This is a genomic window from Melioribacter sulfuriphilus, from assembly GCF_052656625.1.
The window spans coordinates 63,451-89,212 of the sequence record NZ_JBQXXK010000002.1; the positions used below are offsets into that span (position 1 = coordinate 63,451).

Consider the following 25,762-nt stretch of genomic DNA (forward strand, 5'->3'; position numbering starts at 1 on the left):
TAATTTATTATATTTTATCAGACATTTGGCTATCCTAATGCATAAAAAAAAGTCATCGGAAGTGTCCATTCTTAATTACATCAGCGACGCAGATTTAATGCTGCATACAATCAATTCAGTTCAGGAGTCAATCACAATTACTGATTTAGAAGATCGTTTAGTTTTTGTGAACAAAGCTTTTACAAGGATTTACGGGTACGAGCCGGAAGAAGTTATAGGGAAGAGGACAGATTTCCTTCGTTCGAATAAAAATGACCCGGAACTGATTAATGCAATTCATCCCTACACACTTCAGGGAGGCTGGCGCGGAAGAATTGTCAATAAACGAAAAGATGGCTCTGAGTTTACGATTGAATTGAGTACCTCAATCGTCAAGGACGAAAATGGTAATCCTGTAGCTTATGTTGGTATTGCACGTGATTTGACTCAATTAATTGAGACTGAGGAGAAACTAAGAGACGCTGAAAGTAAATTCAGGGAACTCTTCCTGGAACTTCAAGATGTAGTTTACGAAAGCACAATCGACGGCAAATTCGTAGACTTAAATCCCGCAGGCTTTGAATTTTTCGGAATTAATTCATACGATATGCTCCATAAAATTGATATTCTTAAAGATATCTACATTGACCCTAATGAAAGATATGTATTCCAGAAAAAATTGGAAAAGTACGGATTTGTAAAAGATTTCAAACTACGAATTAGAAAACTTGATGGTAGAATTGCAACAGTTCTGGAGACATCAACTGCGGTCAAAGACAAAGAGGGAAAAATTATTGGTTATCGTGGAATACTTCGCGATATTACAGCATCTAAGGAGCAGGAAGCCAAACTAAAAGATATGGTATTACAACTTGAAGCCGTTAATAAACAATTAAAAAAATCAGAAGAAGAATTAAGAAATCAGATTACCACAAAAGATAAATTCTTTTCAATTATTGCTCACGATCTTCGAAGCCCATTTAGTGCGCTGCTCAGTTTCTCGGAATTTCTACGAGACGACATTAATGACTTAACGCGTGACGAGATTGTTATGTTTGCCGACAAAATAAACGAAGCGGCTCGAAACGTTTTTGCTCTTCTTGAAAATCTTTTACAATGGTCACGTATTCAAACCGGCAAAATCCAATTCGAACCACATGATTTTAAGCTACGGGAAAGAGCCGAACGGGTAATAACACTTTTATCAAATAATGCCGAGAATAAAGATCTCTTCATCATCAACGAAATTCCGAACGATGCAATTGTATTTGCCGACGAGGATATGATATCGTCGGTGCTTCAGAATCTTATATCAAACGCAATTAAATTCACTCGCCCTGGCGGAAAAATTACACTAAAAGCTGAAAAAGAAGATAGCTTCTATAAAGTTTCCGTAATCGATACAGGCGTTGGCATCAAAGAAGAAGACCTTCCAAAATTGTTCCGTGTTGATATTCAACACACCACATACGGTACAAACGAAGAAAAAGGGAGCGGGCTCGGTTTAGTTATATGCAAAGAGATGATCGAAAAAAACGGAGGTAAGATATCCGTCGAAAGCCGCGTGGGCGAAGGGACTACATTTACTTTCACATTACCCGCAACCAAGCAAGTTTAATTATGCAGAATAAATTTTGCCGACAATAACTCAATTCATAAATTTATATCGAACTATTTACAAAGAGAGAAACAAATGCAGAAAGAACTAATTTTAGAAAAGATTGATCAGGCGGCAAAAATTTTAAATGAAAAAAATATCGATATGTGGATGACTTACGTAAGAGAGACCGGCAACATGAAAGATCCAATGCTCGATATGATGGTCGGTACAAATGCCACCTGGCAGTCGGCATTTATCATTACAAAAAACGGCGACACCCATGCTATTATTGGTTCTCTTGAATTGGAAAATATGAAGAGCGTCGGTACGTATAAAAATATTCATCCCTATTTAAAAACCATTAAAGAAAAGTTCCTCGAAGTAATAGAATCGATAAAACCGAACAAGATAGCCTTAAATTATTCTGTTAATTCGAGTCTCGCTGACGGATTGACACACGGATTGTATCTTGATTTATTGGAACAATTCAAAGGGACGGACTATCCAGATAAATTCGTTTCTTCGGAAGATATTGTTGCAGCCTTACGCGGCAGGAAGTCGCCGTCGGAAATAAAATTGATTAAGCAAGCAATCTCCGAAACTCTTAAAATATTCGACGAAGTAACGAAATTTCTTAAACCCGGAATTACCGAAAAGCAAGTAGCAAAATTCGTACAGCAGCTTGTTAAAGAAAGAGGCTTCGATTTAGCATGGGACAGCGAATATTGCCCTTCTGTATTTACAGGTCCCGATACAGCTGGCGCTCACTCCGGTCCAACCGAAAGAGTTATTGAGCCCGGGCATATTATCAACATGGACTTCGGAATTAAAATTGACGGATTCTGTTCCGACCTTCAGCGTACGTGGTATGTTCTCAGACCTGGTGAAGATGCTCCACCAGACGAAGTAGTCAAAGGATTTAATGTAATTGTTGAGTCAATAACAAAAGCAGCTAAAGAATTAAAACCAGGGAAAGAAGGCTGGGAAATAGACCAGATTGCAAGAAATTATATCCAGATCAACGGATACGACGAATTCCCGCATGGACTTGGACATCAAGTAGGCAGAGCAGTTCACGACGGCGGTGCTTTACTTGGACCAAAATGGGAAAGATACGGAAACTTGCCAATGCTAAAAGTTGAAGAGGGTAATGTATTCACCATCGAGCCGAGATTAACCGTAGATAAATTTGGCATTGCCACTGTGGAAGAGATGGTATTAGTAAATTCTGAAGGATGTGAATTTTTGTCCGAACGCCAGAAAGAATTGTTGATAATAAGAAGCTAATAAGCTGCAAGGTACTCGTCTAATTTATTAAGACAGGAAATATATTTGATATCACTATATCCAGTTAAATTCTTAATATCTTTGCCGGCAAGTGCCTGCCCACCAACAATGATTTCCTGCTCGGGGAAATCGGCCTTAATCATTGAAATTAATTTTATCAGCCTCGGTATATTCATGTAAAAATTGACCGAAATACCGACAACGTCTGGCTTTTTGGTTTCAATTAGACCGATAATTTCGTTCAGTGGTGTTGACGAACCCAGGAATGTCGATTTCCATCCATTTATTTCGAAATACCCTGCAACCATTTTAGCTCCGAGTTCATGGTATTCTTTATCGATACACGCGATAATAACGCTCTTGTCTTTCTTGTTTTTACATTTCGACACTTCAATCGACCAATCGATCAGAGCTTCTGTAATTTTCGTAGCAATATGCTCGTCAGCTATTGAACATCTCTCTCTTTCCCACATCTGACCAATTCGATACATCGATCTTTGAAACAATCCAAGATAAATTTCTTTAATACTTTCACCTTCTGCAAGCAACTCTTCAACTATGCTTTTGCAAGTGTCTTTATCGCCCTCGAGTAAGGAGTTTAAATAATGAAAATAAATACCTTCAGTAATCATAGCACCATCATTGTTAGAATAACCATTAAACGACGTCGATGCTAAAAAAATTCAAAATGTGATTAACAATTTTTATCGCGGCTATTAATTAGAAATGCAAGTCTATAAGAAGTGTAAGCAAAAAAAGGTGCCGAAAAGACGTCCACTGTATAATGCACGTGCTGAATTAATACACAAACTGCTACAAGAATAGTAACCACAAAAAAGATTCTCTTTAATTTTTTATCTGTGGTAACCAGGAAAAAGAGGAACATCGTAGCTGTATGTCCCGAGAAAAAAAGATCTTTTAAGAATGTCCTCCCATCACCGAAGAATGCGACGAATGGATCCTTCAAGGGAATAATCGTATGAATTGCTTCCAGTGGCAGCAGATAAATGGAAATGAGGCGGAAAAGTGCCACAAAACTGTAGGATTGAATTGCAAGTAAAAAAATTTCTGGATGAAAACTCAGCCAGATAAGCATCACAAGCACTGAAATGTAGAGCAGGATGAATGTAATCCAGGTAACGTTTATCGGTGTAAATAATGTCAATATCGGATCGTAAATTTCAGCTCCGCGTCTCATTTCGTTATAAACGAGAAATTTTGCCAAACTTAAAAGAACAGTAATCAATATTGCCATCGAAAGAAAAAACCTGTTTCTAAAGCTTTTGTCGAGTAGCTTGGGTTGCCAGATGTTTTTTAATTCTCTCGATATCGACAATATTACCTCTCAAATATGCAGAGGCAAAAATAAGAAAAATTTCCCATATACCGATTACAATTTTCTCGCCGATACGAGCGGTTTCTTGAAAACAGTCTTATGTCCACCCTCGTCTATTATCTCGATTAATAAGATATATATTCCAGCTCGCAGTGGTTTTAAATTATCATCGAAACCGTCATAAACTATTATTGTTTCAGCACCGACGGGACGGCTTTCCTCGAGAGTTTTAACAGGTCTGCCTTTACTATCAAAAATGCGAATTCTTACCAATCCAATATTATTTTTCTGTTTGATCGTAATAGTAGTAAAATCTTCAAATCCGTCGTTATCCGGCGAGAATGGATTTGGATAAATTGTTATTGCTTCTTCGGTTGTGACTCCTGATGTATAAATTGAATTTCTACTACCGGGGGTTGCTCCACTGACATCCACCGAAGTGCTCCAATTTTTAGCATCGTTCGAAGAAATGGAAGGATTAATTCGTTCAATCGATTTATTTTTTGTGCTATTTATCAAAGGATTATGCCATCCAGGACTGTAAAACAGAGAGTCGATAGAATTACCATAGAAATCGACAATTTTGATTTCAGCGCCGCTGTTTGGCAAACTGAAAGATTTATCGACGAAAAGTTTTGCATCAGTATTATAGTAATCAGTTAAAGCAGAATCATTCCCTATCAGAAAATATTGGTGTGGTGAAATTAACGTAAGTTCATTAACGATGCGAAGATTATTATGCCCTCCGATTGATAAACCACCAACCTGAAGTGTATCATCTGAGTTATTATAAAGTTCAATGAACTCGGAATTAATTTCATCCGGCTCGTACATTATTTCGTTGATCACAATTTGTTGGTCACTTATATGTGGCAAATTAGATACTGAATTTTCACTAGAAGGCGTAGAACCCAATGGCGAAAGTGATAATGTCCAGTTAACAGAATCGCAAGCATTTAAATTCGGTGCTATCTTTTCGAGCGAAACACCCTTTTTATAGCCCCATCCAGACTTATAAAAAAGACTGTCTATTTGATTGTTGTATGAATCACAAATAACAATACCGTCTTCAGAATTATTTAACAACGGAAATTCCGACAGAAGAATTGCATCTCTGGAGTATTCATTTTTACCGGCTGCTCTGACAACTTTATATTGAAAAGGCGCAATGTATTGATCTTCATTAATTATAATCTTTTTGGCTGGTTCGGAAATTACATCCGATAAACTCCACCCTCTTAAATTAATTTCATCTTCAGTTGTGTTGAATATCTCGATCCATTCAGGTTCGTTCTCACTCGGATTATACATAATTTCGTTAACTACAATTGTGCCTTTTTTATATCCCAATTTTAATTTCGCACTTAGTTCATTATCAGTAGTGTCTTCGTCGTGTAAATAAATTATTTTTACAAGCAACTCAGAATTTTCTTTGGCGGGATATTTTTCATTTGTACAAACCGTCACAGTATCAAAAGGCGGCAATAAATTATAAACGAGCCTTTCAAGCAAATGTTGCACCCCGTTCTTCAGAGTAAATATTTCAATAATAAAATTGTTAGCACTCTCAGTTCCTTGATTAATTATATCGCAACAAATCCCCACAATATCATCAGACAATATATTGTCAGCTGCGAAGCTTATATCGGTAACAGCCAGGTCGTACCTGTGTAAAATGATGCTGTTTTTTCGACCTGGCGTAGAACCAGTTGAATCCTGCGAGTACTCCCAATTAAGCGTATCATTGCCAGATAAATAGATCGACATTCGTTCATACGAAACGCCCGCTTTTTTGCTGCTATATGGACGATAGTAGACTGAATCAATGGTGACATCTCTTTTATCTTTAATTACAACGGCGTCGCTATCGTTATTCAGTACTGGCAAGTTTGCAATTACAACTTGAATATCGGAATCATAATAATTGAAGAAGGTAGAGTCGGAAGCAATTACCAGATAGTCGTGCGCCTTAATTAATGAACTGTCTATTTTAGTTACTGTAGCATTAGTTAACCTGTCACTTATAGTAAATTCATTTAGATAAATTGGACCTTCTGAATTATTATATAATTCAATCCACTCGGGCATTTCATCGCGAGGATAAAACATAATTTCGTTGACCAGTAGAGAAGCCGGTAAATATCCTGGAATTATTTCCATGCATCGTTTATTGTTCGTTGTATCCTCGTCATTTTCCGACTTGAATAATATTTCCAGATTTACTGGACTCGAAATTCGAAATAAGGAATCGTAGCTCGCAATACTTTCCGATTCTATGGTCAGCGTTTCATTTTTTATTTCTTCTTTTAGACCATTCGACACCATATAAATTATCAGATTGCCGGTGAGTGGATGTATTCCTCTATTTTTAAAAGAAATGGACAAACTGATTTTTTCTCCTATGACAGGTTTGTCTGGAAAGTAATAAACACTGTCTATTATCACATCGTAGTTTTTCAGTGCATTAGAATTCTTTTTACCTGGGGTTGAACCACTTACCGAAAGCGATTCCAACCAATTCGACGAATCAGCACCGTTTCTATCAACATTTATTCTTTCAATCGATTTTCCGTTTTTACCTCCCCATTCAGAATGATAATAAACCGAATCAATTGTTCTTCCGAGTGAATCGTTAAGCACAAGCATTTCGCCGGTGTTCTTCAAGTTATAAAAGTCAATTAAAACTATTCTTAATTCTGGATAAATTTCCATTATCGATGAATCGTTACTGACGAGAAAATAATTTCCTGAATTGATAAAATAATCCTTCTCTGACAAGTTGAAATGCTTACTGCCTACAATCATTTTCATTTTTTTCAGATTAATTTTTTCTGATGAATTGTTATAAATCTCAATCCATTCAGGTACTGGCGGATCTGGGGCATACATAATTTCGTTAATTACAAGGTCGTTCCTGCCGATTAATTTATCAACGTAGTCGATGAAAAAGAAAAAAGTGTCATTATCGTTAAATTGATCTTTGTCGTTTGATGCAATGCAATAATATTTTTTCCTTCCGACTTTACTTTCTTCAATTCCAAAAGTGCAATATCTTGATTCATCGGTCTGTACAAATTCTTGAGTACAGAAATCAAGCATTTCATTTTCTTCGTCAAATATTTTTACGAAACACTTCTCTATCGTCGACAATCCGATGTTTTTAATTCGAACTTCTATTTCTGTAATTTCATTAATTAGCTGAAAAGGGTTTTTCAGAATAACAGTGTCGATTTCAACATCGTACATTTTAGTCGATAACGAATTAACCCTTCCCGGTGTACCGCGTGCCTTGCTCGTTGTTGCCCTCCAGTTGGTCAACTGATTTGTCGGTGTATCGACGCTTATTCTTTCAAGCGATTTTCCGTAAACTCCCCCAGATTCATTAGTATAAGTTACACTATCGATAACATTTTGATATTTGTCTCTGATAATGACATCATCGCCGCCATTATTCAAACTTGGGAGGTTTGTAGTCAAGAGATTGAATTCATGTTTATAATATCTTGTTAAAGACGAATCCCCTGTGATTACGATATACGACTCAGGATAAAGATAGCGATCGGCTTCGGTCAATAGTGCTGAAGATTTATTATCAGCAACATACCATCCCTTTATATTCAGGGTATCTTTGCTTCTATTAAAGATTTCTATCCATTCTGGCTCTTCGTCAGCAGGTGCATACATGATCTCATTGATTACAATATCGTTATAGTTTGCTTCCGGTTTGAATATTTTTATTTCGATATCAGCACTGTCATTTGAATTTATTTCATCTTTGTCACTTATAAGAAATGCAATTATTTTGTATATCCCCACTAAAGAAAACTCGTGGTAGAAATTAATATTTAATGTATCGCCCGGAAGAAGATTTGAGTAAGTATTGTCAAATATTTCAATTGTATCCGTGCCGTTTACTAATGAGAGTACTTTTACATTAAAATCATTCGACGCATTAATGCCATAATTGAAAATCTCTATTGAAAAACCAATACTTTTATTTATCAATTGTACTGTATCCGTTACAGAAAAGTGCACAATGGCAAGATCGTAATTCACAGGAGAGACAGAATTTTTTCTGCCAGGCGTGCCACCTGCCACCAATGAATTTTTCCATTCGAGATTTTCGTCGGCGTTTACCAATTCATCAGAATATCCGGCTTGATTATCTGCAGTATAAATATGACTGTCAATTACGTTTCCGTTTTTGTCTACAATAGAAACCTCTCTATCCGCAGAATTTGACATACCCGAACTACCAAAGGCATTGTCGTCGATTGTCATTACGATAACAGTATCCGGGATCAGATTCATGTACACGCCATTAACAAAATCATAATCACCTTCGAGAATGATGGCATAGCTACGTGGAGGAAGTAGACTTCCATTTTTTAACGGCAATAAATAATCCGCCGAGGATGTGTGATATTTTATTCCGAATTCGGTTAAATCAATTGAATCACTAAATGATTTATTGAACAACTCAATGAATTCTCCGTTGCTTTCTGAAGAACTGAACATTATTTCATTCAGTATCAGATTCTGAGCCATAATATTAGTAACAACGGGAAAAAGAAATGCGAATAAAATTTTCCATTGTTTCATTGCCCTGCTACTTGCTAATGCCCTGCCTGAAAAATAAACAATCCTCAATTTATTTTCATAACAAAACGATAAATAATTATATTGCAAGTAGTCATTATTTACAGGAACAAAAATATGAAAGGACTACTTCGGATTACCGTTTTATTTTATTTAATCTTTATTTCCACATTTAATAGTTTTTCACAAACCGACTCCACATTTTACAGAATCTACAAATTGGGCATCGAAGATAATCGTGTTATGGAGCATCAACATTATCTTTGCAATGTATTCGGAGGCAGAATAACAGGCTCCCACGCATACACAAACGCTGCATTGTGGGCACTGGATAAATTCAAAGAATGGGGACTCGAAGCCTATCTTGACGAAGTTGGAGAAGTATCTGTAGGATTCAACAGGGGTCCATGGTTCGGAAAAATGGTTGAACCCTTCAATAAAAATCTTACGTTTGGAACACCGTCGTATACAGCTTCAACACGAGGTGCTCAAGAAGGATATGCAATTTATTTATCCGATTCAATTATCATCAACAACTCAAATCTGAAAGAGATAGCCGAAGGGAAGTGGATATTGATTGACGGCGTGAATAATGGCTGGGCGCGCGATAAAGATTCTATTTCGATAATAACAAAAATTCTGACGAAGGCCGGCGCATTAGGAACAATACAAAAGTCGCCTTCACCACTGAGACTCCTTGAATCCCGCTGTGTCAATTCCTGGGAAAATCTACCTACTCTGCCCGACATCAAATTACTCGCCGAAGAATATGACGAAATATTTAATTTAATAAAAGAAAACAAATCTGTTAAACTTCAGTTCGACATAAGAAATCATTTTTATCGTGGGCCAATAAAATATCATAACGTTATTGGGATATTAAAAGGCACAGAAAAACCCGACGAATATGTAATCTTAGGAGCGCATCTCGATTCCTACGACGGTGCAACCGGTGCAATCGACAATGGCTCGGGTGTAGCAAGAATGATGGAAGCAATCAGATTATTGAGTGCTTCAGGTGCAAAGCCAAAACGTTCTATTATGATTCAATTATATGCAGCTGAGGAAAGAGGACTTGTTGGATCTCAGTCATGGATTAGCAGGAATAAATCCATTCACAATAAAATTTCTATAATGTTCAACAACGACGGCGGCACAAATCCTCTGGTTGCATTAGGATTGCCCGAATCGATAATAAAACAGGTAGAAGGTGTATTAAGTCCCATAAAACAACTTCAACTTGAATATCCATTTGAAATAGACACAATACCGAAATTCAGACGCGCTGGTAGAGGAGGCACAGACAGTCATTCATTTGTTATGAATAACATTCCTGCACCGTGGCTTATTCTCAAAGGACCTCACATTTACGGACGAACATGGCACTCAATTTTCGATACTTATAACGAAGTAATTCCATCGGCTCAAAAGCACTCGTCTTTAATTATTGCCCTCGCCGCCTATCAAATAGCAAATATGGATTCTTTAATTTCTCGCCAGGATGCATTTTTGCCTGACGGATTATACGCTGAATTAATTACCAACAAAGGAAGAATTTTAATAAACCTCGACTATAAACGAGTCCCTTTAACAGTTACTAATTTTGTGGGTCTGGCAGAAGGCACAATCAAAAATTCCGAATTGCCCGACGGTGTCCCATATTTTAATGGTTCTATATGGCATCGCGTTGTACCAGGTCATGTTATACAGGCAGGCAAACCTGTTACCGGAGCAGAAGGTCCCGGTTATGAATTCCCTAATGAAATTAGTTCTGAACTCCACCACAACAAAGCTGGTATGGTTGGTATGGCTAATGCCGGTCCTCATACAAACGGCAGCCAGTTTTATATAACACTCGCAGATAGATCATATCTCGACGGCAATTACACTTTATTCGGCGAAGTAGTTGAAGGTTTGAATGTTGTCTTCAAAATCACAGAAGGAGACACCATCAAACGCATCGAAATTATCAGAATTGGAGAAGAAGCCAAAAATTTCAGACCAACTACAGAATCCTTTCTCGAACTTGTCGATCAGGCACGAAAAAGAGTACAGGAGGAAAAGAAATTAAAAAAGAAACTTGAAGAAGAAAAAATCAATAAATTATTTCAGGGGATAGAAAGATATAAGGATGGTTCAGGACATTTGATAATTCAACAGGGAAGCAACGATAATATCAGTGCTCCGTCAAAAATAAAGGTAAAGTATTCAGGGTATCATCTTATTAACGAAACAAAATTTTTTTCTGATGCGCACGGACTTCCAGAAAATACTACTCGTGCAGAAGAATTTGATTTCGTACCAGGGAAAACGAACATTAATTCAGGACTTAAAAAATATATTCCGCAGATGAAAAAAGGAGAAAAGAGAATTATAATTTTACCTTCAGATCTGGCATACGGCATTTATGGATATTACGGGAAAAACATTGTTAATGGTAAAAAATTTGTAATTCCGCCTGAATCAACTTTGGTTTACGAAATTGAAGTCATCGAAAGGGAATAAAAAAAGCTGCCTCGATTGAGGCAGCCTGTAAATTTATTTCAAATAATTATCAACAGCTCGAGCAACTCTTCTACCTTGATTAAACGCTCGCACGACAAGTGAGGCACCCGAAACAGAATCTCCTGCTGCGAAAAATTTATTTTCGCTTGTCATTAAATTTTTATCTACAACCAGATTTCCGCGTTCGTCTGTTTTAATATTCAAATCATTTACCAGCTTACCGTGTTCAACGTGGAGGAATCCCATAGCAAGCAAAACAAGGTCGGCATCGAGTTCAAGAATTTCGCCCGGGATTTCCTCGAAAGAAGACCTGCCATACTTATCCGGCTCGCTCCATTTTAATTTGCTGAATTTGATTTTATTAACTCTTCCGTCTTTACCTAAAAATTCTTTTGCCGAAAGCGACCAGAGCCGTTCACAGCCTTCTTCGTGAGACGTGGAGGTATAAAGAATTCTTGGCCATGTTGGCCATGCATTATAGAGCGTCCTTTCTTTTGGAGGTTGAGGAAGAATTTCCACTTGTGTAATTGATTTTGCGCCCTGACGACGTGCCGTGCCAACACAATCAGAACCAGTATCGCCACCACCAATAACCACTACATTTTTATCTTTGGCAGTTATCAGTTTTTCCTCAGGTATATTATCACCTGCATTAATTTTATTCTGCAATGTCAAATATTCCATTGCAAAATGGATTCCTTTTAAATCTCTCCCGGGAATATTAAGGTCACGTGGTACTGTTGAACCCGCAGCAATAATTATTGCATCGAAAGTTCTCTTCAGATAATAAGCCGAAATATCAATCCCGACGTTTACTTCGGTTTCGAATACAACCCCTTCAGCTTTCATCTGCTCAATGCGTCTATCAATTACCCATTTCTCGAGCTTAAAGTCGGGAATTCCGTATCTCAGTAGTCCACCAATTCTATCGCTCTTTTCAAATACAATTACATTATGACCCGCGCGCACCAATTGCTGAGCCGCTGTAAGTCCTGCCGGTCCAGACCCGATGATGGCAACTTTTTTCCCAGTTTTATAAGGCGGTAGTTGAGGTTGTATCCAGCCTTCCTTCCAGCCCTTTTCGACTATTTCAAGCTCAATATGCTTTATGGTTACCGGTTCAATATTAATCGATAATGTACATGCCTTTTCGCAAGGAGCAGGACATACCCTGCCTGTAAATTCTGGGAAATTGATAGTCGAATGGAGTAAGTCCAATGCTTTTTTCCAGTGGCCTTTGTAAACCATGTCGTTCCAATCCGGAATACGATTATTTACCGGGCAACCGTAAGAGTGACAATATGGAATTCCGCAATCCATACAGCGTGCTGCCTGTTTAGTAATTTTATCATCAGGCAATAGGATTTCGAATTCTTTGAAATTTTTTATTCTCTCCTCAGGAGGTAATTTCTGAGGATTTTCTCTATCGTATTCCAGGAATCCTGTTGCTTTAGCCATCGTAGACCTCCTCGGTTGCTGCAACCGTTTCAACGTCTGCGTGTTCGCTCAATTTCATTCTTTCGAGTACTTTTCTATACTCAATTGGAATTACTTTAACAAAAAGTGGAAGACTCGATTCCCATCTTTCCAGTATCATTTTAGCCCTTGGACTGTTAGTAAAATAATAATGCTTTTCAATCAATGACCTCAGAAATACTATATCGTTTTTATCCCATACACTTTCCAGATCGACCATATCGAGATTACATTTGGTATCGAAGAGCTGGGTTTCGTCATAAACAAACGCAATACCTCCGCTCATACCGGCTGCAAAGTTTTTACCTGTCGAACCGATGCAAACAACTGTACCGCCTGTCATGTATTCACAACCGTGATCTCCAATACCTTCGACCACAGCAGTAGCGCCACTATTTCTAATTGCAAATCGTTCCCCGGCTTTACCGTTGATAAAGACTTCCCCGCCAGTTGCTCCATAGAGCGCAACATTTCCACAAATGACATTATCGTGAGGTGCAAATCCTGCATTCTCTGGTGGAACAACGATAATCCTTCCGCCTGCCATTCCTTTTCCTATATAATCGTTTACGTCGCCTTCGAGTCTGAATGTTATACCCGGAGATAAAAACGCACCGAAGCTCTGTCCTGCAGAACCTTTGAAATTAATTTTTATAGTATCTTCAGGTAATCCTTTTGCACCATGTTTTTTAACTACATAGCCGCTCAATCTGGCACCAACTGTTCGGTGTATATTTCTAATGGGCAGTTCCAATTCAACTGGTTTTTTATCTTCAATTGCCGATTTCAATTTATCAATAAACTCTTCGTCATAAACTTCAACTTGATTGGGCATATTCACCATACAGCACTTACCGCCTGTGTCAACCATCGAATTGAATAGAGGACTCAGGTCAAATTTTTGGGCTTTCCACAAATCTGGCGGAGGATTGAATTCGAGCAATTCTGAATGTCCTACCATTTCGTCGACGGTTCTGAATCCCAGTTCAGCCATGACTTCTCTGAAATCCTGAGCAAGGAATCTAAAGAATCGCTCGATATACTCGGGCTTACCTGAAAATCGAGCTCTTAGAACGGGATCCTGAGTAGCTACGCCAACCGAGCAGGTATTTAAATGGCACTTTCTCAGCATTACACAACCGATAGTAATCAACACAGAAGTTGCAAATCCGTATTCTTCTGCGCCCAGCAGTGTTGCAATAGCGAGATCTCTACCGGTTTTTAATTGACCGTCAACCTGAACTATTATTTTATCCCTGAGTTTATTATGAATTAGCGTCTGATGGGTTTCTGCCAGACCAATTTCCCACGGAATCCCTGTATGTTTAATTGAAGTCAAAGGTGAAGCGCCTGTGCCACCTTCGTAACCTGAAATTAGAACAATATCTGCCTTGGCTTTGGCAACGCCGGAAGCTACAGTTCCGACACCGGATTCCGAAACAAGTTTAACAGATACTTTTGCATCCGGATTGATACATTTTAAATCATATATCAATTGGGCTAAGTCCTCAATCGAATAGATATCGTGATGTGGGGGAGGAGAAATTAGAGTAACGCCAGGAGTTGTGTGGCGAACCCTGGCTATTTCTGGAGTAACTTTATGACCCGGCAATTGCCCTCCTTCGCCAGGTTTAGCACCCTGTGCGATTTTAATCTGTAATTCTTCGGCGCTTAGTAAATATTCGGGCGTAACGCCGAATCTTCCCGAAGCTACCTGTTTAACTTTTGAACGAGCCGTATCGCCGTTTGCATCGACTTTATTCCTGGCCATATCTTCGCCACCTTCACCCGAATTACTTCTGGCTCCTATACGATTAACCGCTATGGCAATTGTTTCGTGTGCTTCTTTACTGATAGAACCGAAGGACATTGCCGATACAACAAATCTTTTTATAATACTTTCGACAGGTTCAACTTCGTCTATCGGAATAGGATTTCTCTTTTTAAATCGCAACATTTTTCTAATTGCAACCGGGCTGTTTTCGCCTTCGTTGACAATTTTAGTAAACTCTTTGAACACTTCGTAGTCATTCGTTCTCGTTGCTAGCTGAAGTTTTGAAATTGTATCGTGATTCCAGAAATGTTTTTCGCCGTTAAGCCGAATCGAATATTCGCCTCCGGCCGAAAGGAGATTTTCAGGCATCCCTTTTTCTGGGAAGCCTGCGCTGTGTCTCATTAATGCTTCTTTTTGTATATCCTCAAGGTCTATACCACCAAGACGGTTGATAGTACCTGTAAAATATTTATCCACCAATTTTTGACTTAAGCCAATTGCCTCGAATGTCTGAGCCGCAAAGTAACTGTGGAGTGTAGATATTCCCAGACGACTCATTGTCTTAAGCAAACCTTTCTTAACAGCTATAATGTACGAGTCGATTGCCACTTCGGGCTTCAGTTTTTGTTCAAGGAAATTGTTCTCGGCAAGATACCGGACTGTATTTAATGCGAGATATGGACAGATGGCATCGACTCCGTAGCTAATCAAAAGTGCATAATTCATCACTTCTCTTACTTCGCCCGATTCGACAATAATACTGGTTTTAGTTCTTAAGCCGTTTTTAATCAAATAATGGTGTAAACCTGACGCAGCAAGAAGCGAGGGAATGGGGACTCTTTTTTCATCCACATTTTTATCGGTTAAAACAATAACCGTAGTGCCATTTTTAATATTTTCTGCAGCTGTTTCGAATATTTTGTTCAATGCATTCTCGAGAGCTTTATCGCCTCCGTCTTTATCGAAGAGGATGTCGAGATAACTTACTTTTATGCTTGGATGATTTGCATGCTCAATTTTCTTTAAATCATCTGGGGTCAGGACGGGATGAGAAAATTTAAATCCTCTGAAATTTTCCGGACTTTCCTCAAGGAGGTTGCCTTCTCCGCCGACGAAACTTTCGAGCGACATTACAAGCTCTTCCCTCAGCGGGTCGATAGCAGGATTTGTAACCTGAGCAAATCTTTGTTTGAAATAATAGAATAACAAGTTCGGTCTATTCGACAAAACAGCCAGAGGCGTATCGTTGCCCATTGAACCAACAGGTTCCTGGCTGCGTGAAGCCATTGGAGATATTATTAACTTCAATTCCTCTTCGGTGTAGCCGAATACGTGTTGCTTTCTTATAAGTGATTCTTCACTTTCAACTTCAGGAACGCTTGCTGGTGTAAAAAGTCCTCTTAAAGTAATTATATTGTCTTTAATCCATCTTCTGTACGGTTTTTGTCTCGAAATTTTTGCTTTAATTTCTTTATCGGGGACAACTCTGTTTTGCTTAAAGTCTGCCAGCAGCATTTTGCCGGGAGATAGCCTGCTTCTTTTAATTATTTTTTCGGGTGGAAATTCTATAACACCGCTTTCGGATGCCAGTACAACCATTCCATCATTTGTGACTGAATAACGCGCCGGCCGCAATCCATTTCTGTCCAGTATACCGCCAAGGAATCTCGAATCTGTAAATACAATTGCAGCAGGTCCGTCCCACGGTTCCATAATAGCCGAGTGAAAATCATAAAATGCTCTTTTATCCTCGCTCATCTGGATTTTTGGACCGTAGGCTTCGGGAACCATCATCATCATTGCGTGAGGTATCGATCGACCGCCCATTACGAGCAATTCAAGAACGTTATCGAAGATTGCCGAGTCACTTCCACTTTCAACTATGATCGGTTTTATTTTTTCAATATCGTCACCGAACAACTCGGACTTGAGAGTAAATTCTCTGGCTTTCATACGATTAATGTTGCCGCTCAATGTATTAATTTCGCCGTTATGAGCGATAAATCTAAACGGCTGAGCCAGATTCCAGGTCGGTTGTGTATTAGTACTGTATCTCTGATGAACTACCCCGAATTTCGACTTAAATCTTTCGTCCGACAAATCCGGGTAAAAGAGAGGCAATTGATTTGCAGTCAAAAGTCCTTTATAGACAATCCTGTTCGAAGAAAAACTTGCAACATAAAATTGAGACGTATCTTCGGGTAATGCTTCAATTTCTTTTTCTACCTGCCTTCTAATAACGTAAAGTTTCCTTTCGAATGCAAAGTGACTTATCTTTCCACGATGGACGAAAATCTGAGCAATACGTGGCTCTGTCGATTTTGCCAGTTCGCCAATAACTCCATCTTCAACCGGCACATCACGCCAGCCAAGAATATCGCATCCTTCCTCGAGAACATATTTCTCGAAAATCTTTTTGCATTTTTCAGCTAAAGCCTGATCTGTTGGTAAGAAGACCATACCGACAGCATAACTTTCATAGTTGGGCAGTTTAATTCCTATTGAAGAAGTTTCATCGCGGAAAAATTGATCGGGAATGTCAATCATAATACCTGCGCCGTCGCCAGTTGATTTATCGCCGCCAAGAGCACCGCGGTGTTCCAGATTAACCAGTATTTTAATCGCCTCTTCCACAACTTTATGCGTCGGAATTCCATCCAACTTCGCTAAAAAACCAACACCGCAACTGTCACTTTCGAATTTCGGATCGTATAAAGCGTTCTTTCTCAATCGTCCGTCTGCTCTATATAAATGATTATTCCCCATCTGTCTCTCCTTTATGTCTCTCTAACTTATTGGTAATTATTTTTTTAGAAAGGTTATATTTCTATTAAAAAATGTAGACTACGGCATTAACGCCGTAACATGCGTATGCTGCAAATAGCAGTAATAAAAAACAACGAGATGATTTCGTCTGCGTACCGGATTTTATCTCTGCCGTTTTGATTTAATTTGTTAAGTCTCTTTTTCATTTTAAATCTCTTTAAAAAAACTATAGTACACAGAACCGGGTAGGTTCTCTAAAGATTACGGCAGCTTTTGGCTTGCTTTTATAATTCTACGCAAATGTAATGAATGGAAATGGGAATTTCAATCCTTTTTTAAAAATTTCTGGTTCGATCCCTAAATTATTAAGTTCCATGTATATTTCTACATTATCTTAAGAAAGCTACATTGCAGTTTGAGCATAATAATAAAAAAAGAGAAGTAAAAAACATAAAATCGTGATTAATAAAAACATTGCTATATTTCAGAGTGAAAAATAAAGAAACTCTCTAATGACAGAGCCGGAAATAAATATCGGAATACTGACCGCAAAAGAAATTCGTTTCGACCTTTACGGAGAATTCAAAAGTAATTTTGACACAAGGAAATGCAGCGGAGATTATAGAGCCCTCATCGAAGGGGAAAAAATAGTGGTTTACAAAGGCAACAACAAAGTTGGCCAATCCAGAGAAATAATTTTCACTCCTAATGACATTGATATCGAATCGTTTGTTCTTTACGATGTAGTTATAGGAAAGAATTTCCACTGGCAAAAAAAAGAAAAGCAGCGCTTCCGTGGTACACTTCGATTGTTTATAGAAGATGGTAGTATCACTGCTGTCAATATTATTCCACTGGAGGAATATCTTACAAGTGTCATCGCCTCCGAAATGAACGCCAATAGCTCTCCCGAATTACTCAAGGCGCATGCGGTCATTTCGCGTAGCTGGATTTTATTCCAGTTAGAAAAGAAAAAAGATACCACTCACCACGTCAACGAATTGATTTCAGACGAAGAAATCATAAGATGGTACGACTCAACCAACCACAATAACTACGATTTTTGTTCAGACGACCATTGCCAGCGTTATCAGGGAATTACCAGAATTATCAACGAAAACGTCTATAGCGCCGTAGAAAGCACCAGAGGAATTGTATTGATGTACGACGACAAAGTGTGCGACACGCGTTATTCAAAATGTTGCGGTGGAATCACTGAGTCGTTCGAAAACGTGTGGGAACCGATAAGAGTTCGATATCTTGTATCAGTCACAGATTACAAATTCGAAATTGATGGGATCGAATACGATCTTACAAAAGAACAAAATGCGGAAAAGTGGATTAACATTTCGCCCCACGCTTTCTGCAATACGACTGATCCCAAAATACTTCAACAGATATTGAACGATTACGACAGGAAAACTGATTTTTTTAGATGGCGTGTTGAATATTCTCAGGACAAACTTTCTTCAATTATAAAAGAAAAAAGTGGAATCGACTTTGGCCATATAATTGATCTGGAACCAGTCAAGCGAGGATATTCCGGAAGAATTATTAAGTTGAAAATAAGAGGTACAAAAAAAACATTGACCGTCGGCAAAGAACTCGAAATAAGAAAATGGCTTTCACCGACTCATCTTTACAGTTCAGCATTTTCTGTCTATAAAGAAAACATTAAAGATAACATACCGGATAAATTTATTCTTAAAGGAGCAGGGTGGGGACATGGCGTGGGCTTATGCCAAATTGGCGCCGCCTCGATGTCGAATATCGGATACCAATTTGACGAAATCCTTTTGCATTATTTTAAGGGAGCTAAAATCAAAAAGATTTATTGATGAAAATACTTAAAACTTGCTTTTCAAATAGCTGGGGTGGACTCGAAATTTACTCATTGACTACAATTCTAAAACTTAATGAAAGAGGACTGAACACAACCCTTTTATCGCTCACCGAAGCACCAATCACCCAGGAAGCTAAGGCCTGTCATATTAATACTGAAACAATTGATAATGCAGCTTACTTAAATCCAGCTGGCATTAAAAAAATAGTCGCTTTACTCAAAAAAGAAAAGTTCGACCTAATTCACTGTGCAACTTCAAAAGATTTATGGTTGATTGTACCGGCACTGAAACTTGCGAAATTAAACACTCCCCTTTTAATGACAAAACATATGGGTTCGTATATAGTAAAAAAAGATATCCTCCATCGACTCATCTATAGACGAGTCAACATTGCTATTGCGATCAGCAATGTGATAGCAAAGAATCTGCTCGACACCACTCCATTAAGACCAGAAAAGATAAGATTACTCCACAACGGAATCGATACGAAATCTTTCGACCCCGCAAAGCACGACAGGAATAAAGTACGTTCTGAATTCGGAATAGATGACGATGAATTATTAATTGGCATGACAGCGCGTTTTAGCCCTGGCAAAGGGCATGAAGAATTTATTACAGCTGCAAAAATATTATGTAATGATTATAATAATCTCAAATTCATCATAGTTGGAAAAGCCAGTCGCGGCGAAGATGAATACGAAAATAAAATAAGAGAAGCAGCACATCAGGCGGGCATAATCGACAGAATAATTTTTACCGGATTCAGAAAAGATATTTCGGATATCCTCGCTGCAATGGATATTTTTGTATTTCCCTCTCATGCAGAGGCATTCGGTATTGCACTCATCGAAGCATTCAGTATGGCTAAACCAAATGTTTGTTCTGCTTCGGACGGCGTTCTCGATATTGCGATCGACTGTCAAACTTCATTACTCTTTAATAAACAGTCAGCCGAAGACCTTGCTACAAAATTGAAGAGATTAATTGACGACAGAGAATTGAGAGAAAAACTAGGCAAAAATGCACGGCTTAGAGCTGTGGAACATTTTGATATTGAAATTTTTACAGACAAGTTGATTTCAATTTATAAGGAAGCATTGAACGAAAAATGACTTTTCTTAATCCCGCAATATTGATTGGACTACTGGCTGCTGGAATACCAGTTATAATTCATTTTCTCAATTTAAAAAAACTGAAAAAAGTTGAATTCAGTACGCTAACTTTTTTGAAAGAACTTCAGAAAAGCAAAATTAGAAAAATCAAGTTCCGTCAATGGTTGCTGTTATTAATTAGAGTAATGATAATAATTTTTTTAGTCTTGGCATTTGCTCGTCCTACAATAAAGGGAACTGTAGCCGAATCGGGAACGACTTCGGCGATTTTTATATTCGACGATTCGTATAGTATGTCTCTTGTAACACCGCAGGGTTCACTCTTTAATATTTCCAAAAAATTCTCTAAGGAAATTTCTTCGTCATTTTCGTCGAAAGACCGAATTGCTGTAATGAAAGCTTCTGAGCATACCAATAGAATTAATTTCGTGCCGCCTTCCGAAGCGCTGAAATTAGTCGACGGACTGAATGTTTCTGTTAAATCAGTTAAACTCAACGACGCTCTGTCTGACGCTATTAATAAACTGAAAAGTGAAACTTCGGTAAATAAAGAAATATTCGTCTTTTCGGATTTTCAGAAGTCGGCCTTTAAACTTCCTGATAAATCACCCGACGAAAAAATTAAGATATATGCAATTACTCTCGGTGCAAAAAATTCAAATAATCTGTCAGTTGACACTATTTATACCGAAAATCAAATTTTCGAATTGAACAAATCCGTAAGTTTTCTTGCTGTAATTAAAAATCATTCAGAATCTCAAGCTGTTAACAGAATTGCTTCTTTATACATAAACGGAAGGAGAACAGCTCAAAAAGGTTTTTCAATTGCCCCGAAAGGAAGAACAATCCTTAATTTCGAGACGGTATTAATTGATACGGGAATAATAAACGTGCAGGTATCGCTTGAAGACGACGATATTCTTTTTGACAACTACAGATACCTCGCTATTTACGTTCCAGGTAAAATTAGAGTTCTGATTTTGTCCGAAAAAAAAGAAGACGGATATTACCTTAATGCCGCATTGTCGACATCTCTAACGAACAAAAATCAAACGGTAATTTTAGAGGAAATGCCGTACGCTGCTCTAACTTCCATCGACTTAAAGAAGTATAACACGATAATTTCAATCGGTGCACCCGAAGCGTCTCAATACGGATTATTCTCCGATTATGTTTATAAAGGCGGGAACCTTGTCCTTTTCCCTTCATCTTTTGAAAAGCTCGAGAACCACGAAAAGTTTTGTAATTCTCTGGGTATCAGAGGCAAAGGATTTCAAAAGATTTCTAATTCGATTCATTATACAGGTAATTTAAATTACGACCATCCGCTTATTACCGACTTGTTCGAAAACAAAAAAAATGTAGAGATCGAATCGCCAGAATTTTACAGGTATTTTAGATTGAACGGATTTTATGAAGGAGAGGTAATTATTGCAATGGATGACGGCTCGCCCTTCGTTGCTGAAATAAAAAAAGGCGCAGGGAAGATTTTTTTATTTAACATCGCACCAGTGACTAATTGGAGCAATTTCCCACTCAAATCGATTTTTGCACCGTTAATTAATAGAATCTCAAGATTTAAGTCTAACTTCAACACCGAGAAAGAATTTAGAACTGGCGAAAGAATCATCATCGATTTAGCAGGAATTGCCTCGCCCATCATAAAAGTAGATAAACCAGACAATACTGTAGCTTACTTGAATAGAAACGAAAGTCCCAATCAAAATATTATATCGTATACGGATACCGATCTGCCGGGTTTATATCAATTTTATGCTGATACTCGATTGATAAAATACGCAGTCGTCAATACCGATCCATTTGAATCGATACCTGATTACTATACCGACGAGGAATTAAAGGCTGGAGCAGGTTTTATTACAATAAACTCAACTTCATTCAAAAAGGAAAATATAATTCAACTAAGATACGGCAGCGAGCTATGGAAATATTTTGTTATTTTAGTAATATTACTGGCAACAATCGAAACATTTTTGTCGAAAAGTAATAAAAGAGAAGTAATTGATCTGGAGAAAGGAAGCTAAAAAGCATTTATGATTGAACTTAAGAATACGCCGCGTGAAAGAGCAATTCTAATCGCACTGCCAATTGGGGGTTATTCAAAAGATCAAGTTGAAGAGCATCTGGATGAACTGGAATTGCTTGCCTCGACGGCGGGAGCTGAAACGGTTTTTAAAATCCTCCAGGACAGAATTAAACCCGACCCGGCATATTTCATCGGTAGAGGGAAAGCAGAAGAGATCGCACAATTAATTGAGTTGAACGACATACAGGTAGTTATTTTCGACAACGACCTTAATCCCACACAGGTACGCAATCTTGAAAAACTATTCAATCGTAAGATACTCGATAGAAGCGGATTGATACTCGATATTTTTGCGCTTCATGCAAAAACTAGGGAAGCCAAAACGCAGGTTGAACTGGCTCAGCTCGAATATATGCTGCCGAGACTTACGAGAGCATGGACTCACCTATCGAAACAGTACGGTGGAATCGGGACAAAAGGACCGGGCGAAACACAGATCGAAACAGACCGGCGTTTAATTCGCAGACGGATATCAAAATTAAAAGAAAACCTTCGTAAAATCGAATCCCAACAAATTGTAAAAAGCTCAGCGCGCAAAAAATTAATTAATGCAACACTCGTGGGATATACAAACGCAGGGAAATCCACACTGCTAAATCTTTTGACAAATGCCAGCGTGCTGGCAGAAAACAAATTATTTGCCACGCTCGACTCAACAACGCGAATATTAAACTTAGACAAGAACAAACAAATCCTCTTAAGCGATACCGTTGGTTTTATAAGAAAACTTCCAGCACACCTTGTCGCTTCTTTCAAGAGTACTCTTAACGTTGTTAGTGAGGCCGACGTGATATTGCATGTAATCGACGCTTCTCACACTTTCTTTGAAGATCACATTAAAACTGTCGAAGATACTTTACGCCAGCTCAATTGCGATAAAAAACTACAGTTAAAAATATTCAATAAAATCGACGCTCTAAAAGAACGGGACATTATAAATTATATAATCGCAAATTATCCGGATAGTTATTTAATTTCAGCAGAACGCGGTATCGGTATACAAAAATTGAAATCGGCACTGATTAACATTTACGAACAAAACTTCGTCGAAGGTGAACTGAGAATTAGCCACAATCAATCGAAGAAAATATCGAAAGTTTACGAAATAGCAGAAGTACTCGACACACACTACGAAGACGAATTTGTTCTGATGAAATACAGAACTAATAAGATTAACGAAAGTCAAATTAAAAAACTAATCCAGCACAACTAATCATTTTTATGAAAATTATAATTGACGGCAAATCCCTCACTCTTAATCAAGTCGACTATTTTCTGCACAATAATTGTAATGTCGAACTATCAAAAGAAGCCATTGAAAGGATCACCCGCGGAAGCAAACTTGTTGACGAATGGGTTGAAAAAGGGGAAACGATTTATGGTGTTACAACAGGATTCGGTGGTTTTTCGAGTGTTAGAATTGATAAAAAAGACATCGGCAGACTTCAGGAAAATTTGATTCTGAGTCATACGGCGGGAGTGGGAAATTTATTGCCTTCATTTATCGTTAAACTGATGATGCTTTTAAGAATAAATGCTCTTGCTTCCGGTCATTCTGGAATCCGTTTGCAAACGTTACAGTTACTAATCGATATGTTGAATAACAACATTCTGCCTTTAATCCCTTCTCAGGGCTCTGTAGGCTCAAGTGGCGACCTGGCACCTCTGGCTCATATGGTTCTTGCTATGCTTGGCAAAGGAAAAGTTGAAATTAACGATTCACCGCTCGACGAAAATAAATACCATAAAAAAATTATGAGTGCTCGCTCCGCATTGAAAAAATTCGGATTAAACCCAGTTCAGCTTAATGCCAAAGAAGGGTTGGCTTTAATTAATGGTACTCAGATGATGACGGCATATGCTGCTTACATTTCAATCGAGGCAAACAAACTTGTTAAAATTGCCGATATTGCCGGGGCATTATCAAACGAGGCGTTGCGAGGTACGGATTCAGCGTACGATTTAAGGATACACAAACTCAGACCGTACAAAGGTCAAATAGATTCAGCAAGTAATCTGCAGAAATTGTTAAAAGGCAGTCAAATAAGAGCCTCACATAAATACAACGACCCACGTGTTCAGGACGCTTATTCACTAAGATGTATACCACAGGTACACGGTGCTTCGCGAGATGCAATTAATTTTATATCGCGTCAGGTCGAAACAGAATTAAATTCAGTTACGGATAATCCTTTGATTTTCCCTGATAAAAAAGATTACATAAGTGGCGGCAATTTTCATGGACAACCGATAGCACTTGCAATGGATTTTATGGCAATAGCTTTGTCTGAACTGGCAAGCATCTCCGAAAGACGCACTGACAGAATATTAAACGGATCGTCGGAAAAATTACCTAAATTTCTGGCGCATCATGGCGGGCTGAATTCCGGTTACATGCTCGTTCAATACACATCAGCAGCACTGGTTTCGGAAAATAAAGTTCTGGCTCATCCTGCAAGTGTCGATTCAATTCCTACTTCGGCTTTGAAGGAAGATCATAATTCGATGGGTTCAATTTCTTCTCGCAAATGTTACGATGTGCTTCAAAATACTATAACAGTGCTCGCATTAGAATTGCTTACTGCTGCCCAGGCAATTGAATACCATAGACCGTTAAAATGTGGTTTGGGCACTCAGGCAGCTTACGAAGCAATCAGAAAAGTAGTTCCACCACTCAAAAAAGACAGGCTTCTAAAAGATGATATCGACAGAGTAGTTAGACTTGTTAAAGAAGGAATAATTCTGAAGAGCGTAGAGAAAAAAATTAAACTCAATTAACTCATTTATTTTTCTGTTTTTCTTTATAAATACTTTCCCTGCCCAGCCGTTCCTTTTTGTCGATCCATTTGTCGAGTTTGACCACCAGAAGTCCGAAGATAGCAAGCCCACCAATAATTAAAATTGTTACAAGTATAAAAATAATCGTATAAAGACTCATCAATCCCTCGAAACAGTAAAACTTTTTTCGATGCTTGCCGATTTTTGCGTGTTGTTGTCCTGAACATTAAAAACAATTTTATATGTTCCTTCAGAAAAAGTTGAGTCGATTTGAAATTGAGACTCGACCTGTAAATATTCAATTTTTTCCTCGGAAGATTTATTAACAAGCCCTTCGTCAATATATTCTAATTTCTTATTATCAGGCGTTATCAAATCGACAGTATAAGAAAGTCGCGCAATGTAAGCGTTGCCTGAACTTTCCTGACCGAATCCTTTGGCTATGCATGTGGCATTTATTTCCCATCCATTATCGATTAAAAAAGCAAAAACTTCTGCATCAGTAAGCTTAAAATCTTCTGAGTTCTGGCAAGCAAATAAAGTAAGTGCGAGGGTAAGGATCGTCGATAACTTTTTCATAATCCATTATTAAATTTTAA

The 25,762-nt window shown here is 38.1% G+C and carries 15 protein-coding genes; 8 read left to right on the top strand and 7 right to left on the bottom strand.

Annotation, left to right across the window (positions count from 1 at the left end):
- Positions 1-37: 37 nt before the first annotated feature.
- The gene (locus tag ACUN8G_RS02290; protein WP_437345498.1) at positions 38-1,597 is read left to right on the top strand and encodes a sensor histidine kinase; all 1,560 of its coding nucleotides are present in this window, start codon (positions 38-40) and stop codon (positions 1,595-1,597) included.
- A gap of 75 nt (positions 1,598-1,672) precedes the next feature.
- Positions 1,673-2,866 (top strand): M24 family metallopeptidase, encoded by a 1,194-nt coding sequence (locus tag ACUN8G_RS02295; protein WP_437345499.1) that lies wholly within the window; start codon positions 1,673-1,675, stop codon positions 2,864-2,866.
- On the opposite strand, the gene ACUN8G_RS02300 is transcribed toward ACUN8G_RS02295, so the two are convergent.
- The 3 genes from ACUN8G_RS02300 to ACUN8G_RS02310 form a co-directional block, all read right to left on the bottom strand.
- Positions 2,863-3,498, bottom strand: coding sequence for a cobalamin B12-binding domain-containing protein (locus tag ACUN8G_RS02300; protein WP_437345500.1), 636 nt, complete (start codon positions 3,496-3,498; stop codon positions 2,863-2,865). The genes ACUN8G_RS02295 and ACUN8G_RS02300 overlap by 4 nt on opposite strands.
- A 62-nt stretch (positions 3,499-3,560) precedes the next feature.
- Positions 3,561-4,202, bottom strand: a complete 642-nt coding sequence (locus ACUN8G_RS02305; RefSeq protein WP_437345501.1) for a phosphatase PAP2-related protein — start codon at positions 4,200-4,202, stop codon at positions 3,561-3,563.
- Positions 4,203-4,256: 54 nt separating this feature from the next.
- A complete protein-coding gene (locus ACUN8G_RS02310; protein WP_437345502.1) occupies positions 4,257-8,804 on the bottom strand; it encodes a lamin tail domain-containing protein in 4,548 nt (1,515 codons plus the stop codon).
- A gap of 114 nt (positions 8,805-8,918) precedes the next feature.
- Between ACUN8G_RS02310 and ACUN8G_RS02315 the strand changes: the two genes are divergently transcribed.
- Positions 8,919-11,306: a peptidylprolyl isomerase gene (locus ACUN8G_RS02315; RefSeq protein WP_437345503.1), complete on the top strand. Its 2,388-nt coding sequence runs from the start codon at positions 8,919-8,921 to the stop codon at positions 11,304-11,306.
- 33 nt (positions 11,307-11,339) lie between these two features.
- On the opposite strand, the gene ACUN8G_RS02320 is transcribed toward ACUN8G_RS02315, so the two are convergent.
- Together ACUN8G_RS02320 and gltB are read right to left on the bottom strand one after the other, a co-directional pair.
- A complete protein-coding gene (locus ACUN8G_RS02320) occupies positions 11,340-12,764 on the bottom strand; it encodes a glutamate synthase subunit beta (protein WP_437345504.1) in 1,425 nt (474 codons plus the stop codon).
- Positions 12,757-17,322, bottom strand: a complete 4,566-nt coding sequence (gene gltB / locus ACUN8G_RS02325) for a glutamate synthase large subunit (protein ID WP_437345505.1) — start codon at positions 17,320-17,322, stop codon at positions 12,757-12,759. Before gltB ends, ACUN8G_RS02320 begins: the two co-directional genes overlap by 8 nt.
- Before the next feature lie 512 nt (positions 17,323-17,834).
- Between gltB and ACUN8G_RS02330 the strand changes: the two genes are divergently transcribed.
- From ACUN8G_RS02330 to hutH, 5 genes are read left to right on the top strand one after another with little or no spacing between them, the layout of a single operon-like run.
- On the top strand, positions 17,835-19,160 hold the full coding sequence (locus ACUN8G_RS02330) for a SpoIID/LytB domain-containing protein (protein ID WP_437345506.1): 1,326 nt from the start codon (positions 17,835-17,837) through the stop codon (positions 19,158-19,160).
- On the top strand, positions 19,160-20,278 hold the full coding sequence (locus ACUN8G_RS02335; protein ID WP_437345507.1) for a glycosyltransferase family 4 protein: 1,119 nt from the start codon (positions 19,160-19,162) through the stop codon (positions 20,276-20,278). Before ACUN8G_RS02330 ends, ACUN8G_RS02335 begins: the two co-directional genes overlap by 1 nt.
- Positions 20,275-22,323 (top strand): BatA domain-containing protein, encoded by a 2,049-nt coding sequence (locus ACUN8G_RS02340; RefSeq protein WP_437345508.1) that lies wholly within the window; start codon positions 20,275-20,277, stop codon positions 22,321-22,323. Before ACUN8G_RS02335 ends, ACUN8G_RS02340 begins: the two co-directional genes overlap by 4 nt.
- Before the next feature lie 9 nt (positions 22,324-22,332).
- Positions 22,333-23,598 carry a GTPase HflX gene (gene hflX, locus ACUN8G_RS02345; protein ID WP_437345509.1) on the top strand — a complete coding sequence of 422 codons (1,266 nt, stop codon included), beginning with the start codon at positions 22,333-22,335 and terminating at the stop codon, positions 23,596-23,598.
- A gap of 8 nt (positions 23,599-23,606) precedes the next feature.
- Positions 23,607-25,163: a histidine ammonia-lyase gene (gene hutH / locus ACUN8G_RS02350; RefSeq protein WP_437345510.1), complete on the top strand. Its 1,557-nt coding sequence runs from the start codon at positions 23,607-23,609 to the stop codon at positions 25,161-25,163.
- Position 25,164: 1 nt separating this feature from the next.
- Here the strand turns inward: hutH and ACUN8G_RS02355 are convergent, their stop codons facing one another.
- Entirely contained in the window at positions 25,165-25,323 is a 159-nt protein-coding gene (locus tag ACUN8G_RS02355; protein ID WP_437345511.1) for a hypothetical protein, read from the bottom strand.
- A complete protein-coding gene (locus tag ACUN8G_RS02360) occupies positions 25,323-25,742 on the bottom strand; it encodes a hypothetical protein (RefSeq protein WP_437345512.1) in 420 nt (139 codons plus the stop codon). Before ACUN8G_RS02360 ends, ACUN8G_RS02355 begins: the two co-directional genes overlap by 1 nt.
- Positions 25,743-25,762: the final 20 nt, after the last annotated feature.

Coding starts and splice junctions, on each gene's coding strand:
- ACUN8G_RS02310 (WP_437345502.1), bottom strand. CDS start 8,804: ATGAAACAATGGAAAATTTTATTCGCATTTCTTTTTCCCGTTGTTACT.
- ACUN8G_RS02320 (WP_437345504.1), bottom strand. CDS start 12,764: ATGGCTAAAGCAACAGGATTCCTGGAATACGATAGAGAAAATCCTCAG.
- ACUN8G_RS02295 (WP_437345499.1), top strand. CDS start 1,673: ATGCAGAAAGAACTAATTTTAGAAAAGATTGATCAGGCGGCAAAAATT.
- ACUN8G_RS02315 (WP_437345503.1), top strand. CDS start 8,919: ATGAAAGGACTACTTCGGATTACCGTTTTATTTTATTTAATCTTTATT.
- ACUN8G_RS02330 (WP_437345506.1), top strand. CDS start 17,835: ATGACAGAGCCGGAAATAAATATCGGAATACTGACCGCAAAAGAAATT.
- hutH (WP_437345510.1), top strand. CDS start 23,607: ATGAAAATTATAATTGACGGCAAATCCCTCACTCTTAATCAAGTCGAC.
- ACUN8G_RS02355 (WP_437345511.1), bottom strand. CDS start 25,323: ATGAGTCTTTATACGATTATTTTTATACTTGTAACAATTTTAATTATT.
- ACUN8G_RS02290 (WP_437345498.1), top strand. CDS start 38: ATGCATAAAAAAAAGTCATCGGAAGTGTCCATTCTTAATTACATCAGC.
- ACUN8G_RS02335 (WP_437345507.1), top strand. CDS start 19,160: ATGAAAATACTTAAAACTTGCTTTTCAAATAGCTGGGGTGGACTCGAA.
- ACUN8G_RS02360 (WP_437345512.1), bottom strand. CDS start 25,742: ATGAAAAAGTTATCGACGATCCTTACCCTCGCACTTACTTTATTTGCT.
- ACUN8G_RS02300 (WP_437345500.1), bottom strand. CDS start 3,498: ATGATTACTGAAGGTATTTATTTTCATTATTTAAACTCCTTACTCGAG.
- hflX (WP_437345509.1), top strand. CDS start 22,333: ATGATTGAACTTAAGAATACGCCGCGTGAAAGAGCAATTCTAATCGCA.
- gltB (WP_437345505.1), bottom strand. CDS start 17,322: ATGGGGAATAATCATTTATATAGAGCAGACGGACGATTGAGAAAGAAC.
- ACUN8G_RS02340 (WP_437345508.1), top strand. CDS start 20,275: ATGACTTTTCTTAATCCCGCAATATTGATTGGACTACTGGCTGCTGGA.